The following is a 13,763-nucleotide window of genomic DNA, read 5'->3' on the forward strand; positions in this document are numbered from 1 at the left end:
CCGCGCGTTGCGTCATGTATGCTGCGTTGCGGCAAATTTCCTCTTGAACTTTCCGGCAAAAAATGGCCCATTCCGCGCAACATTCTTTCAAAGGGAGAGGCCAATGGACCCCCGTCAGCGCCCCTATCGTTCCGTTCTCTATATCCCCGGTTCGCGTGACCGGGCGCTGGATAAGGCGCGCACCTTGCCTGTGGATGCGATCATCTTTGACCTTGAAGACGCGGTCTCGTCGGATGAAAAGCCCAACGCGCGTGAAACCCTCAAGGCGGCTCTGGCGGCCGGGGGCTATGGCTCGCGGGTCAAGATCGTGCGGATCAACGGGCTGGATACCGAGTGGGGCCGGGCCGATGCCGAGGCTGTGCGCGAGATGGATGCCGATGCGGTGCTGCTGCCCAAGGTGAATTCCGCAGCTGATGTGAACGAACTGGCCGCGATCACCAGGGACATGCCGATCTGGGCGATGATGGAAACCCCGCGCGGGATGCTGAACGCGCCCGAGATTGCTGCGCACCCGCTGATGGCCGGGTTTGTAATGGGCACTAACGATCTGGCCAAGGAATTGCAGACGCGTTTCCGCCCGGATCGCCTGCCGATGATGACCTCTCTGGGCCTGTGCCTGCTGGCCGCCAAGGCCGAAGGTCTGATCATCGTCGACGGCGTCTATAACGCGTTCAAGGATGGCGAAGGTCTGGCCGCCGAATGTGAACAGGGCCGTGACATGGGCTTTGACGGCAAGACGCTGATCCACCCGGCTCAGGTGGATATCACCAATGCGGCATATGCCCCGTCGGATATCGAAATCGATCTGGCCCGCCGTCAGATTGCGGCCTTTGAAGAGGTCGAGTCGCAGGGGCAGGGCGTCGCTGTCGTGGATGGGAAGATTGTTGAAAATCTGCATGTTGTAACTGCCCGCGAAATTCTGGCAAAAGCGGAGGCGATTTCAGCTTTGCAAGCGGGGTAAGCCAGCATGGGCTTTGTTCTTCTGATCCTTGGGGTGGCACTTTGGTGGGCTGCCCACCTGTTCAAACGTGTCATGCCGGCACAACGTGCGGCCATGGGCAATGGTGGCAAGGGCGCGGTGGCGCTGGCGCTGGTTGCAGCGATACTGCTGATGATCTTCGGCTATCGCATGACCGATTTTATCTATGTCTGGGCGCCGCCAACCTTCCTGATCCATGTGAATAACCTGCTGGTTCTCTTCGCATTCTTCCTGATGAGCCCTGCAGGCCAAAAGGGGCGTTTGCTGAACAAGCTGCGCCATCCGATGCTGGGGGGCTTCAAGCTGTGGGCTTTTGCGCATTTGCTGGTGAACGGCGATCTGGCCTCGATCATTTTGTTTGGTGGTTTGCTGGCTTGGGCTGTGGTCGAAGTGATCGTCATTAACAAGTCCGAGCCTGAATGGACTCCCGGAGAGCCCGGAACCTATGGAAAAGACGCGATGTTTTTCGTGGCGTCGATCATTCTGTTGGGGATTGTCGGCTATATCCACGGGCTTGTCGGTCCGTCCCCGTTTGGATCGTAAGGAGCGGATAGGATGACAAAACTCTACCGTCTGTTGACCGAAGAAGACACTTCCGCCTTCTGCCACAAAGTGTCGGATGCGCTGGCAAAGGGGTGGGAGCTGTATGGCGACCCGTCCTATGCCTATGACGAAAACAGCCGCATGATGCGCTGTGCGCAGGCCGTGACCAAAGAGGTCGAGGCCGACTATTCCCCCGAAATGAAACTGGGACAGCAATAATGGCAAAAACCAATCCGGGCCGCTTTTTCGAGGATTACTCCGTCGGACAGGTACTGCATCACGCAGTGCCACGCACCGTAACCGACGGCGAACGTGCTTTGTATCATGCGCTCTATCCGGCGCGGCATGCGCTTTATTCCTCGGACGAGTTCGCCCGGGCTAGTGGTCTGCCGCAAAGCCCGATTGACGATCTGGCAGCTTTCCACGTGGTGTTTGGCAAAACCGTTCCCGATATCTCTCTGAACGCGGTTGCCAATCTGGGCTATGCCGAGGGGCGCTGGCTGAAACCGGTCTATTCCGGCGACACGCTGCGGTCTGAATCCGAAGTGATCGGCGTCAAGCAGAACTCAAATGGCAAAACCGGCGTGGTTTGGGTGCGCACACGCGGTCTGAACCAACGCGATGAGGTGGTGATCGAATATGTGCGCTGGGTGATGGTGCGCAAAGCGCATGTCGATGCCCCCGCGCCCGAGGCAGTGGTGCCAGACCTGAAAAAGGTTTTGGAGCCGGGCGATCTGGTGGTACCGGAGGGCCTCGATTTCTCAAACTATGACTTTGTGCAATCCGGTGAAGCCCATCGCTGGGGCGATTACGAGATCGGCGAAACCATCGACCACGTCGATGGTGTAACCGTCGAAGAGGCTGAACATATGCTGGCCACCCGCCTGTGGCAGAACACGGCCAAGGTGCATTTCGATCTGACCTTCCGCCCCGATGGCCGGTTGATCTATGGCGGCCACGTGATCTCGATGGCGCGTACCCTGTCGTTCAACGGTCTGGCCAATGCGCAGATGATCGTCGGTCTGAACGGTGGGGCCCATGCCAACCCGTGCTTCTCGGGCGATACGATCAAGGCGTGGTCCGAGGTTCTGGACAAGGCCGAAACCGGTGTTCCCGGTGTGGGTGCCGTCCGCCTGCGTCTCGTTGCCACCAAGGGCGGCGCACCCTTTGAACTGAAAGGGGAAGATGGTCGCTACAAGCCCGACGTCCTGCTGGATCTGGATTACTGGGCGTTGATGCCGGTCTGACGGCAGCCCACATTGATTTGATCGCAGCCTGCAACAATCATGCTAGGCTGCGATCATGGTTCTGATCCGCCCCCTTGCTGCCTGCCTGTTCCTGACGCCACCTGCATTGGCGTGTGATCTTGCGCTGGCCTTGGCAGTTGATGTGTCCGGGTCGGTCGATACCAGTGAATACCGGATTCAAATGGACGGTCTGGCCGCAGGACTGCGCGACCCCCTTGTGTCCGAGGCGCTAGTGCGTGGACAGGCGCAGTTGATGCTGGTGCAATGGACCGGAGCCTCGCGCCAGAAGGTCACGATCCCCTGGACCCGGATCGACAGTTTCGACACGCTTGAACGGTTTGCAGATCAGGTGGCCGCCGACCCTCGCGTCTGGCGCAACTTCTCGACCGCGATCGGAGAGGCGCTTGAGATGACCCTGTCCAGTTTTGACGACGTGTCCGAGTGCACGCGCCACCTGATCGACATCTCCGGCGACGGGGTGTCAAACGAAGGTATTGAGCCAACCAAAGTGCACGGCGTACTTCGCACCCGCGGTGTCACGGTCAACGCCATCGCAATCGAAGAAAGCGAGCCGGATTTGACCGCTTATTTCTTTGAAAACGTCATCGTTGGCGAAGGGGCTTTTGTAGTCTCGGCTTCCGGTTTTGCGGACTATCCCGAACGGATTCGAAAAAAGCTTTTGCGCGAAGTGACGAAGCAATCCGCTGCTTTGGAGTGAGCATCGAAGATTCGTGATCACAATGATTGCGACCTTGTGGCGCTAACATTGATTTGACTGTATAAGTTTTGTGATCACGGTAATATTTTGTGTGATCACAATTTTCTGAAATCTGCGGTTTTGTACTCATTTTACCTGTTTTTGCGCTCGCAGCACGTGACAGATTGGCAAAAACAGGTAAAACGACGGGTAGCCAACGAAAGAGGAGCCGACATGGCCGATGTCAATCGGGGCAACCGCCCGCTCTCGCCACATATTATGATTTATCGCCCCCAGATGACGTCCACGTCCTCGATCATGGTTCGTTTGACCGGCATCGGGGTGTTCGCCGTCGCAATTCTGGTCGTTTGGTGGCTACTGGCCGCTTCGACTTCGGAAAGCGCGTTTGCGGGGATCGACGGATTTCTGCGCAGCTGGTTCGGTGACCTCATCCTGACGGCTGCGACCTGGGGGCTGTGGTACCACACGCTGGGCCGTCTGCGGCACGTCATCTGGGATTTCGGCTATTGTCTTGACATCGAGACCGCCGAGAAACTGGGGCTGGGTATGTTCGTCGGCGCGACCATCCTGACCCTGATCACCGTACTTGTGGTTTAAGGAGGCGGCACATGCGATATCTGACTGACCGCAAGCGCGCGCAGGGTCTGGGTGCAGGCAAGTCCGGCACACTCACCCATTGGCGGACCATGGTTCGGGCGATGATCCTGACCGTATTGGTCCCGATCTTCATCTTCACTTTCGGCGCTGGCATTGGCGGAACCCACGAAGAAGTTGTGGCTTATTTCAGCCGTCCGTTCCCGGCGCTTGTCACGGCGCTCACGCTGATCGTGGGGCTGCTGCAACTGATGTACGAGGCGCAGGAAGCGATCGAGGACTATGTGCACGGCGTCATGGAGAAAGTCTCTCTCGCTGCAATGTGGGCTCTGGGCTACACGCTGATGGCTGCCGGGCTGTTTGCCCTGGTCAAGCTGGCCCTGTGATGATGCGCGGTAAGGAACAAGAACAATGACAGCAGCATATGAATATGAAACCCACGAATACGACGTCGTCGTCGTAGGCGCAGGTGGTGCGGGTCTGCGGGCGACACTGGGCATGGCAGAGCAAGGTCTGCGCACGGCTTGTGTCACCAAGGTTTTCCCGACCCGTTCGCACACGGTTGCAGCGCAGGGCGGTATCGCCGCCTCACTGTCCAACATGGGTCCGGACCACTGGCAGTGGCACATGTACGACACCGTCAAGGGCTCGGACTGGTTGGGTGATACCGACGCGATGGAATACCTCGCGCGTGAGGCACCTAAGGCCGTGTATGAGTTGGAGCACTATGGCGTGCCCTTCAGCCGGACCGAAGAAGGCAAGATCTATCAGCGCCCGTTCGGTGGCCACACCACCGAATTTGGCGAAGGCCCCGCTGTTCAGCGAACCTGTGCCGCCGCCGACCGGACCGGCCACGCGATCCTGCATACGCTGTACGGCCAGTCGCTGAAGAACAACGCCGAGTTCTACATCGAGTACTTTGCCATCGACCTGATCATGTCCGAGGATGGGCAGTGTCAGGGTGTTGTCTGCTGGAAGCTAGACGACGGCACGATGCACGTGTTCAACGCCAAGATGGTTGTTCTGGCAACCGGCGGTTACGGTCGCGCCTATTTCAGCGCAACCTCAGCCCATACCTGCACCGGTGACGGTGGCGGCATGGTCGCCCGCGCGGGTCTGGCGCTGCAGGACATGGAATTCGTTCAGTTCCACCCGACCGGCATCTACGGCTCGGGCTGTCTGATCACAGAAGGCGCGCGTGGAGAGGGTGGCTACCTGACCAACTCGGAAGGCGAACGGTTCATGGAGCGTTACGCGCCCCAGTACAAGGACCTTGCACCGCGCGACTATGTCTCTCGTTCGATGACCATGGAAATCCGCGAAGGTCGCGGCCATGGCGAGAATGGTGATCATATCCACCTGAACCTCAGCCACCTGCCAGCCGAAGCGCTGGCCGAACGTCTGCCGGGTATCTCAGAGTCGGCGCGCGTCTTTGCGGGTGTCGATGTCACCAAGGAACCGATCCCGGTTCTGCCGACCGTGCACTATAACATGGGCGGTATCCCGACCAACTATTGGGGTGAAGTTCTGAACCCAACTGCTGATAACCCGACCGGTGTCGTCCCGGGCCTGATGGCAGTAGGTGAGGCCGGATGTGCTTCGGTCCACGGTGCGAACCGTCTTGGTTCGAACTCGCTGATCGACCTTGTGGTGTTTGGCCGTGCGGCTGCGATCCGGGCGGGTGAGGTTGTTGACGCGAAAGCTCCGAACCCGGTTCTGAACCAAGCGTCAGTCGATAAAGCGTTTGACCGGTTTGATGCGGTGCGCAACGCCAGTGGCGCGATCCCGACCGCCGATCTGCGGCTTGAGATGCAGCGCACCATGCAGGAAGACGCGGCTGTGTTCCGGACCGCCAAGACTATGGCGGAAGGCGTCGAGAAGATGACGGTGATTGCCGCCAAGATGGATGACCTGAAGGTTACTGACCGCTCACTGGTCTGGAACAGCGACCTGATGGAGTCGCTGGAACTGACCAACCTGATGCCAAGTGCTTTGGCCACCATCGTCGGTGCCGAGGCGCGTAAGGAGTCTCGCGGCGCGCACGCGCATGAGGACTTCACCGAGCGTGATGACGAAAACTGGCGCGTTCACACGGTCAGCCGTGTTGAGGGCAACAAGGTCGACCTCAGCTATCGTCCGGTCATCGTTGACCCGCTGACCACCGAAGACGAAGGCGGCATCAGCCTCAAGAAAATCGCGCCCAAGGCGCGGACGTTCTAAGGAGAGGAACTTATGGTACAACTGACCCTCCCCAAGAATTCGCGCATCACGACGGGCAAAACCTGGCCTAAGCCGGAAGGCGCGACCAATGTTCGGAAATTCCAGATCTATCGCTGGAACCCGGAAGACGGGAAAAACCCACAGCTTGACACCTATTTCGTCGACATGGACAGCTGCGGCCCGATGGTTCTGGACGCGCTGATCAAGATCAAGAACGAGATTGATCCGACCCTGACCTTCCGTCGGTCGTGCCGCGAGGGCATCTGTGGTTCCTGCGCGATGAATATCGACGGGATCAATACGCTAGCCTGTATCTATGGCATGGATGAGATCAAGGGCGACGTGAAGATCTATCCGCTGCCGCATATGCCGGTGGTCAAGGACCTGATCCCTGACCTGACGCATTTCTACGCCCAGCACGCATCCATCATGCCATGGCTGGAAACCAAGACCAATCGCCCCGCGAAAGAGTGGAAGCAGTCGATCGAAGACCGCAAGAAACTGGACGGTCTGTATGAATGTGTGATGTGCGCCAGCTGCTCGACTTCATGCCCGAGCTACTGGTGGAACGGCGACCGTTATCTCGGGCCCGCCGCGCTGCTGCACGCCTATCGCTGGATCATCGACAGCCGAGATGAAGCCACGGGTGAACGTCTGGATGAGCTGGAAGATCCGTTCAAGCTGTATCGTTGCCACACAATCATGAACTGCGCCAAGACCTGCCCGAAAGGTCTGAACCCAGCCAAGGCGATTGCCGAGATCAAAAAGATGATGATCGAACGCGGCGTTTAAGCGACGCATAAGAAACAGCACTTGCCGCATTGCGGCAAGTGCATGGCGAGATTGCAAAACTATGCAATGCAAGCCGCCCTGGTCAGGTCTATCCTGCCTGCAGGGAGGAGTGATGGAACCGAAACGGGATCGCTCCGATGCAAGAACAAAAAGCAGAAATCACCAAAGCAGCCGAAGCTCTGGCTTTGTTGGAACAGGCTTGGGCCTATTACACACCAGAAGCGGTGCATGTTTCCGAAGAGCAGCACGAACCTGAATTGCTCGAATACGCAAACGCCGCCTGACGCTTGAATTTACGCAGAGATTGGGCAATGCATAGACATGCCCATTCTGTTGCTTTTACTTGCCGCTGGTGTGTTCGCCTATTTCGTCTGGCGGTCGCGGACGTCTTCTTTGACGCGAGATTGCCGATGGCGACAACATCGTAAGGAAGGTGTATGGATTTGCGCCTATTGCGGGGCGCGACAAGAGGGGGCGAACTCTCCGACAATCTGCCGGCAAGACAAGCAGTAAAACAACAGGGCGTTGTCACGCCCTGTTTTTTGTTTAAGCGTCGTCGGGAAAAGCCGCCTGCAGAGCGATTTCGACCATATCGCCAAAGCTGCTTTCGCGTTCTGACGAGGGCAGAGCCTCGCCGGTCAGCAGGTGATCGGATACGGTCAGAACGGCCAGAGCCCGGCAGTTGTGACGTGCGGCAAGTATGTATAGCTCTGCGGCCTCCATCTCGACCCCCAGAATGCCGTGTCGCACCATCTGTTCGTTCAAATCAGGGCGTTCGTCGTAAAAGACGTCGGACGAATAAATCCCACCGACATGGGTCGGTGTGTCCTTGGCTTCGGCTGCCTTGGCTGCTGCTTGCAGCAGGCCCCAATCGGCACAGGGGGCAAAGTTCAGCTCTTTCAGGATGCCGCGTGATGGCGTGCTGAGGGTAGTCGACGTCATTGCCAGAATCACGTCGCGGATCTTAACGCTTTCCTGCATTCCGCCGCAGGACCCGATGCGGATCAGGGTTTTAGCGCCATAATCGCGGATCAGCTCGTTGGCATAAATCGATAGCGACGGCATGCCCATGCCGCTGCCCTGGATAGTGACCGGGTTCCCTTTCCAGGATCCGGTATAACCCAGCATCCCGCGCACGTTATTGACCAGTTTTGCATCCTGCAAAAAAGTCTCTGCCGCCCATTTTGCCCGATACGGATCGCCCGGCATTAAAACGGTTTCTGCGATTTCACCTTTTTCGGCGCCGATATGAATTGTCATTCCCGACCCAATTCCCTCAGATTTCCAAATCCGAGATATCAGCACCGGCTTTCAAAGCGTCGTGAACCCATTGCGGTTTACGCCCACGGCCCGACCAGGTTTGTTCCGGGTTTTCCGGGTTTTTGTATTTTGCACTTGATTTTGGGCCCTTAGCCGATTTGGTCCCGTCTGTTGAAAGTTCAGAAAGTGAAAATCCAAATTCTGCGGCGGCTTTTTCTGCGGCTTTCAAAGCTTCTTTGCGTTCGCGTTTTTCGGCACTTTTAAGTGCAATTTCCACCTGATCACGTAGTTCCAACAGTTCTTTACGCGACATATTCTCAAGGCTGATCGCCATTTCATTCTCCATTCCGAAAAACACCAACAGTGGGCGTAATAGCCCATTGTAAGTCCAATGTCGGTAAATAACTATCCCTTACCAAAAGGCAATAGAAACGGAGATAACAAAGAAATTACGGGCGTTATTCAGCCGCAATGTTCTTTGGGTCCACCAGTGTAACGATATCGCCCATGATTGCATTCAGCTCAAAATTCTTGGGCGTATAGATTTTGGAAACACCCATTGCTTTAAGTTTGGCCGCATCGTCATCGGGAATGATCCCTCCGACGATCACGGGAACATCGTCCAAACCGGCTTCGCGCAGGCGGGTCATGACATCCTGCACCAGCGGGATATGGCTGCCAGACAGGATCGACAGGCCGATCACGTGGGCCTTGTCTTCGATCGCGGCTGCAATGATTTCCTCGGGCGTCAGGCGGATGCCCTCATAGCTGATATCCATGCCGCAATCGCGGGCGCGGAAGGCAATCTGTTCGGCACCGTTGGAGTGACCGTCCAGACCCGGTTTGCCGACCAGGAACTTCAGGCGGCGGCCCAGATTGTCGCTGACGGCATCCACGGCCGCGCGCAGGTCGTCGAGGCCTTCGGTCTTGTTCGACACCGATCCCGAAACACCGGTCGGGCCGCGATAGGTACCGTAGACCTTGCGCATTTCCTCGGCCCATTCGCCGGTGGTGACGCCCGCCTTGGCGGCAGCAATCGACGGCTCCATGACGTTGGCACCGGTTTTAGCTGCTTCGCGCAGGGCGGCCAGAGCCGCCGTGACAGCTGCGTCGTCACGCTCAGACCGCCATTCGTTCAACCGGGCGATCTGTTCCTGTTCCACCGCTGGGTCGACGACCATGATACCGCCGTCCTCGGTTTGCAGCGGCGAGGGCTCCCCCTCGGTCCATTTGTTCACGCCGACCACAACGGTTTCATTACGTTCGATCCGGTTCAGACGTTCCGCATTCGAATCGACCAGACGCGACTTCATGTATTCGATCGAGGCAACCGCGCCGCCCATCGAATCCAAGTTTGCAAGCTCGGCCCGCGCGCCCTCTTTCAATTCCTCGACTTTGGCGTCCACGGCTGGGTTGCCGTCGAACAGGTCGCCATATTCCAGAAGGTCCGTTTCATAGGCCAGAATCTGTTGCATCCGCATCGACCATTGCTGATCCCACGGGCGGGGCAGGCCAAGCGCTTCGTTCCACGCAGGCAATTGCACCGCACGGGCGCGGGCCTTTTTCGAAAGGGTCACAGCCAGCATCTCGATCAGGATGCGGTAGACGTTGTTTTCAGGCTGTTGTTCGGTTAGGCCCAGCGAGTTCACCTGAACGCCATAGCGGAAGCGACGGAACTTGGGATCTTCGACGCCATATCGATCTTTCAGAATTTCATCCCAAAGATCGACAAAGGCGCGCATTTTGCACATTTCCGTAACAAAGCGAATACCGGCATTCACGAAGAACGAAATTCGCCCACAGAGCGCCGGGAAGTCCTCGGCCGGGACGCGGGGGCGCAATTCGTCCAACACGGCAATGGCGGTAGCCAGAGCATAGGCCAGCTCCTGTTCGGGTGTCGCACCAGCCTCTTGCAGGTGATAGGAACACACGTTCATCGGGTTCCATTTCGGTACGTTGGTATAGCAATACTCGGCCACGTCTGCGATCATCTTCAGCGACGGTTTTGGCGGACAAACGTAAGTACCGCGGCTGAGATATTCCTTGATCAGGTCGTTCTGTACGGTGCCTTGCAGCTTGGACACATCCGCGCCCTGTTCTTCGGCCACTGCGATGTATAGCGCCAGCAGCCAAGGGGCCGTGGCGTTGATCGTCATCGAGGTGTTCATCTGCTCCAGCGGAATCTGGTCGAACAGAACCCGCATGTCGCCCAGATGGCTGATCGGCACGCCCACCTTGCCGACCTCACCTCGCGCCAGCGTATGGTCGCTGTCATACCCGGTCTGAGTCGGCAGATCGAAGGCCACCGAAAGACCAGTCTGACCCTTAGCCAGATTGCCGCGATACAGCGCGTTTGACGCCTTGGCGGTGGAATGACCGGCATAGGTTCGGATGAGCCAGGGGCGATCTTTCTGCGTCTGCGTCATAGCGGGACCTCGTGCTTTGCGTGGGCAAGAAAATTACGTTCAAGCGTTCTAAAGCGCAATTTTCGGGATATGTCAATTCGCTGCGTCGCGGCATATATGGTTCTTCAGATTGTAGGTGCCACGGTTTGGTGGCAGGGTGCGCGCATGACTCAGACCGTGGAACTTCCGCTTTGGCTGTTTTTGCTGATCCTGGTGTTTGCCGCGGTCACGCTGGCGTCGCATTTTCTGTTCCCATCGGTGCGCTGGTTTTTCCGCCGCCGCCTTGAGCGCGCGGTCAAACGTCTGAACACACGGCTGCAGCGGCCCATCCAACCGTTCAAGCTGGCGCGGCGGCACGACATGATTCAGCGTCTGATCTATGACCCTCAGGTTGGGCAGGCCGTTCAGAATTATGCGCGCGAGGAAAGGGTGCCCGAAGCCGTGGCCTTTGAAACCGCCCGTCGCTATGCGCGCGAGATTGTCCCGTCCTTTTCAGCCGTGGCGTATTTCAGCGTCGCCATTCGTCTGACCCGGATGCTGAGTAATGCGTTCTATAACGTGCGGCTCAGCTATATGGATGAAAAGGCCATCGCGGATATCGACCCCGATGCAACTGTCGTATTCGTCATGAATCACCGCAGCAACATGGACTATGTGCTGGTCACCTATCTGGCGGCGCAGCAATCGGCCCTGTCCTATGCGGTGGGTGAATGGGCGCGGGTCTGGCCACTCAGCCGCCTGATCCGGGCGATGGGTGCTTATTTTATTCGTCGCAAATCGGGCAGTGAGCTATATCGGCAGGTGCTGGCCTGCTACGTGCGCCACGCGACCGAGGCGGGGGTAACGCAGGCGATATTCCCCGAAGGGGGCCTCAGCCTGACCGGTGCGCTGGGGCGGCCCAAGCTCGGCCTGCTGAAATACATCATCGACGCAAGCGATCCCAAGGGGCGTGATGTGGTCTTTGTTCCAGTCGCCCTGAATTATGACCGGGTGCTTGAGGATACTATCCTGACCAAGGCCGCGCTGGGTAATGAACGCCGGTTTCGCGCCCGCATTGGGGTGATCACATGGTGGATCCTCAAACAGATCGGGCGGCGGCTGGTTGGACGCTATCAGCGATTTGGCGTGGCTTCGGTGCGGTACGGGCGGCCGGTATCGCTGCGGACGTTTCGGGCGGATCACGACGCTAACCTGATGACGGATCTGGCGCGCGATTTGATGACAGGCATCAGGGCGGCGATTCCACTGGTTCCGGGGCCTGCTGCGTGCTGGCTGGTGCGCGAGAAGGGTGAAATCCCTGAAGAAGACGCTGTGCAATTGATCGATCACCTATTGCGACGCAACGGAACAACTGCGCCGTTGGAGCACACAGCAATCGAGGCGAGTATCCAACAATTGGTCGATCGGCGTATCCTGAAACGCGAGAACGGGAAAATATCTGCGTCAGGTCAAAGGGTTGACCTGTTGGACTATTATGCGGCCTCGGCGCCATTGGACGCTAAAACGGGTTTTTCTGCGCCCGCAAAAGAAATTTCTGCGCCCGCTGGGTCATAAAATTACAAAATACGCTCAAAATATGTTGCAATATTTCTCTCCGGCCAATATCTCATCGTTTAGAGCCCGCGATTCTGCATCGCGGCAAGGGTTTTGAATATAAAGGAGGCCAACATGGCTCTGGACACCGACAGCGGTATCGCATCTTACGACGCGCCGGAAAAAGACCTCTATGAGATGGGTGAAATCCCTCCGATGGGGTTTGTGCCCAAGAAAATGTACGCATGGGCGATCCGCAAGGAACGCCACGGCGAGCCGGACACCGCGATGGTGCAGGAAGTTGTGGACGTCCCCGAACTGGACAGCCACGAGGTTCTGGTTCTGGTGATGGCAGCAGGCGTGAACTACAACGGCGTCTGGGCGTCGCTGGGCAAGCCGATCTCGCCGTTTGACGGCCACAAGGCACCCTATCACATCGCCGGTTCGGATGCGTCGGGCATCGTCTGGGCGGTGGGGTCGAAAGTGACCCGCTGGAAAGTCGGTGATGAAGTTGTCATCCACTGCAACCAGGACGACGGCGACGACGAGCACTGCAACGGTGGCGACCCGATGTATTCGGACAGCCAACGGATTTGGGGCTATGAGACGCCGGACGGATCGTTCGCGCAGTTCACTAACGTTCAGGCGCAGCAGCTGATGCCGCGTCCCAAGCACCTGACCTGGGAAGAAAGCGCCTGCTACACGCTGACGCTGGCAACCGCCTACCGGATGCTGTTCGGACATGAGCCGCACGACCTGAAGCCGGGTCAGAACGTTCTGGTCTGGGGGGCATCGGGCGGTCTGGGTTCTTATGCGATCCAGCTGATCAACACTGCAGGCGCAAACGCGATCGGTGTGATCTCGGACGAAAGCAAGCGTGACTTCGTCATGGGTCTGGGCGCCAAGGGCGTTCTGAACCGCAAGGACTTCAACTGCTGGGGTCAGCTGCCCACGGTGAACACGCCCGAATATGCCGAGTGGTTCAAAGAGGCCCGCAAATTCGGCAAGGCCATCTGGGACATCACCGGCAAGGGCGTGAACGTCGACATGGTGTTCGAACACCCGGGCGAAAGCACCTTCCCGGTTTCGACCTTCGTCGTCAAAAAGGGCGGCATGGTCGTGATCTGCGCCGGCACCACCGGTTATAACCTGACCTTCGACGTGCGCTACATGTGGATGCACCAGAAGCGCCTGCAGGGTTCGCACTTTGCGCACCTGAAACAGGCCGCCGCCGCCAACCAGCTGATGGTCGAGCGTCGTCTGGACCCCTGCATGTCGGAAGTGTTCTCATGGAACGAACTGCCCGAGGCGCACATGAAGATGATGCGCAACGAACATAAGCCGGGCAACATGTCAGTCCTGGTTCAGGCGCCGCAGACCGGTATGCGCACTCTGGAAGAGGTTCTGGACGCACGCGGTTGAATCGCAGGTAAATAAATCTCAGGCGCCCGCGAATCGGTTTATCGGTTCGC

At 57.9% G+C, this 13,763-nt stretch carries 15 protein-coding genes; 12 read left to right on the forward strand and 3 right to left on the reverse strand.

Features of this window, described 5'->3' with window-relative positions; genetic code table 11:
- The first annotated feature begins 103 nt into the window (after window positions 1-103).
- The 10 genes from GOW98_RS14730 to GOW98_RS14775 all read left to right on the forward strand — a co-directional run bounded on the left by GOW98_RS14730 (window position 104) and on the right by GOW98_RS14775 (window position 7,377).
- The gene (locus tag GOW98_RS14730) at window positions 104-961 is read left to right on the forward strand and encodes an HpcH/HpaI aldolase/citrate lyase family protein (RefSeq protein ID WP_170333359.1); all 858 of its coding nucleotides are present in this window, start codon (window positions 104-106) and stop codon (window positions 959-961) included.
- 6 nt (window positions 962-967) lie between these two features.
- Window positions 968-1,522, forward strand: coding sequence for an NnrU family protein (locus tag GOW98_RS14735; protein WP_170333361.1), 555 nt, complete (start codon window positions 968-970; stop codon window positions 1,520-1,522).
- Between the two features lie 12 nt (window positions 1,523-1,534).
- Complete coding sequence (locus GOW98_RS14740; protein WP_170333363.1) at window positions 1,535-1,741, forward strand: DUF1737 domain-containing protein; 207 nt, start codon at window positions 1,535-1,537, stop codon at window positions 1,739-1,741.
- Window positions 1,741-2,769, forward strand: coding sequence for a MaoC family dehydratase (locus GOW98_RS14745; RefSeq protein WP_170333365.1), 1,029 nt, complete (start codon window positions 1,741-1,743; stop codon window positions 2,767-2,769). Before GOW98_RS14740 ends, GOW98_RS14745 begins: the two co-directional genes overlap by 1 nt.
- A gap of 55 nt (window positions 2,770-2,824) precedes the next feature.
- Window positions 2,825-3,487: a DUF1194 domain-containing protein gene (locus GOW98_RS14750; protein WP_170333367.1), complete on the forward strand. Its 663-nt coding sequence runs from the start codon at window positions 2,825-2,827 to the stop codon at window positions 3,485-3,487.
- A 213-nt stretch (window positions 3,488-3,700) separates the two neighbouring features.
- Window positions 3,701-4,084, forward strand: a complete 384-nt coding sequence (gene sdhC, locus GOW98_RS14755) for a succinate dehydrogenase, cytochrome b556 subunit (RefSeq protein WP_170333370.1) — start codon at window positions 3,701-3,703, stop codon at window positions 4,082-4,084.
- A gap of 11 nt (window positions 4,085-4,095) precedes the next feature.
- Window positions 4,096-4,467: a succinate dehydrogenase, hydrophobic membrane anchor protein gene (locus tag GOW98_RS14760; protein WP_170333372.1), complete on the forward strand. Its 372-nt coding sequence runs from the start codon at window positions 4,096-4,098 to the stop codon at window positions 4,465-4,467.
- Between the two features lie 25 nt (window positions 4,468-4,492).
- Complete coding sequence (gene sdhA, locus GOW98_RS14765; RefSeq protein WP_170333374.1) at window positions 4,493-6,301, forward strand: succinate dehydrogenase flavoprotein subunit; 1,809 nt, start codon at window positions 4,493-4,495, stop codon at window positions 6,299-6,301.
- A gap of 12 nt (window positions 6,302-6,313) precedes the next feature.
- Window positions 6,314-7,093, forward strand: coding sequence for a succinate dehydrogenase iron-sulfur subunit (locus GOW98_RS14770; protein ID WP_170333376.1), 780 nt, complete (start codon window positions 6,314-6,316; stop codon window positions 7,091-7,093).
- 137 nt (window positions 7,094-7,230) lie between these two features.
- The gene (locus GOW98_RS14775) at window positions 7,231-7,377 is read left to right on the forward strand and encodes a hypothetical protein (RefSeq protein ID WP_170333378.1); all 147 of its coding nucleotides are present in this window, start codon (window positions 7,231-7,233) and stop codon (window positions 7,375-7,377) included.
- 262 nt (window positions 7,378-7,639) lie between these two features.
- On the opposite strand, the gene deoD is transcribed toward GOW98_RS14775, so the two are convergent.
- The 3 genes from deoD to GOW98_RS14790 all read right to left on the reverse strand — a co-directional run bounded on the left by deoD (window position 7,640) and on the right by GOW98_RS14790 (window position 10,779).
- A complete protein-coding gene (gene deoD / locus GOW98_RS14780; RefSeq protein WP_170333379.1) occupies window positions 7,640-8,353 on the reverse strand; it encodes a purine-nucleoside phosphorylase in 714 nt (237 codons plus the stop codon).
- A gap of 16 nt (window positions 8,354-8,369) precedes the next feature.
- Window positions 8,370-8,687 carry an H-NS histone family protein gene (locus tag GOW98_RS14785; protein ID WP_170333381.1) on the reverse strand — a complete coding sequence of 106 codons (318 nt, stop codon included), beginning with the start codon at window positions 8,685-8,687 and terminating at the stop codon, window positions 8,370-8,372.
- 124 nt (window positions 8,688-8,811) lie between these two features.
- On the reverse strand, window positions 8,812-10,779 hold the full coding sequence (locus GOW98_RS14790) for a protein meaA (protein ID WP_170333383.1): 1,968 nt from the start codon (window positions 10,777-10,779) through the stop codon (window positions 8,812-8,814).
- 144 nt (window positions 10,780-10,923) lie between these two features.
- On the opposite strand from GOW98_RS14790, the gene GOW98_RS14795 reads away from it, so the two are divergent.
- Together GOW98_RS14795 and ccrA are read left to right on the forward strand one after the other, a co-directional pair.
- A complete protein-coding gene (locus tag GOW98_RS14795) occupies window positions 10,924-12,312 on the forward strand; it encodes a 1-acyl-sn-glycerol-3-phosphate acyltransferase (protein ID WP_170333385.1) in 1,389 nt (462 codons plus the stop codon).
- A 114-nt stretch (window positions 12,313-12,426) separates the two neighbouring features.
- Complete coding sequence (gene ccrA / locus GOW98_RS14800; RefSeq protein WP_170333386.1) at window positions 12,427-13,713, forward strand: crotonyl-CoA carboxylase/reductase; 1,287 nt, start codon at window positions 12,427-12,429, stop codon at window positions 13,711-13,713.
- Window positions 13,714-13,763: the final 50 nt, after the last annotated feature.

Origin of the sequence: Ruegeria arenilitoris (assembly GCF_013032445.1) — a bacterium.
GTDB lineage: Bacteria > Pseudomonadota > Alphaproteobacteria > Rhodobacterales > Rhodobacteraceae > Ruegeria > Ruegeria arenilitoris_F.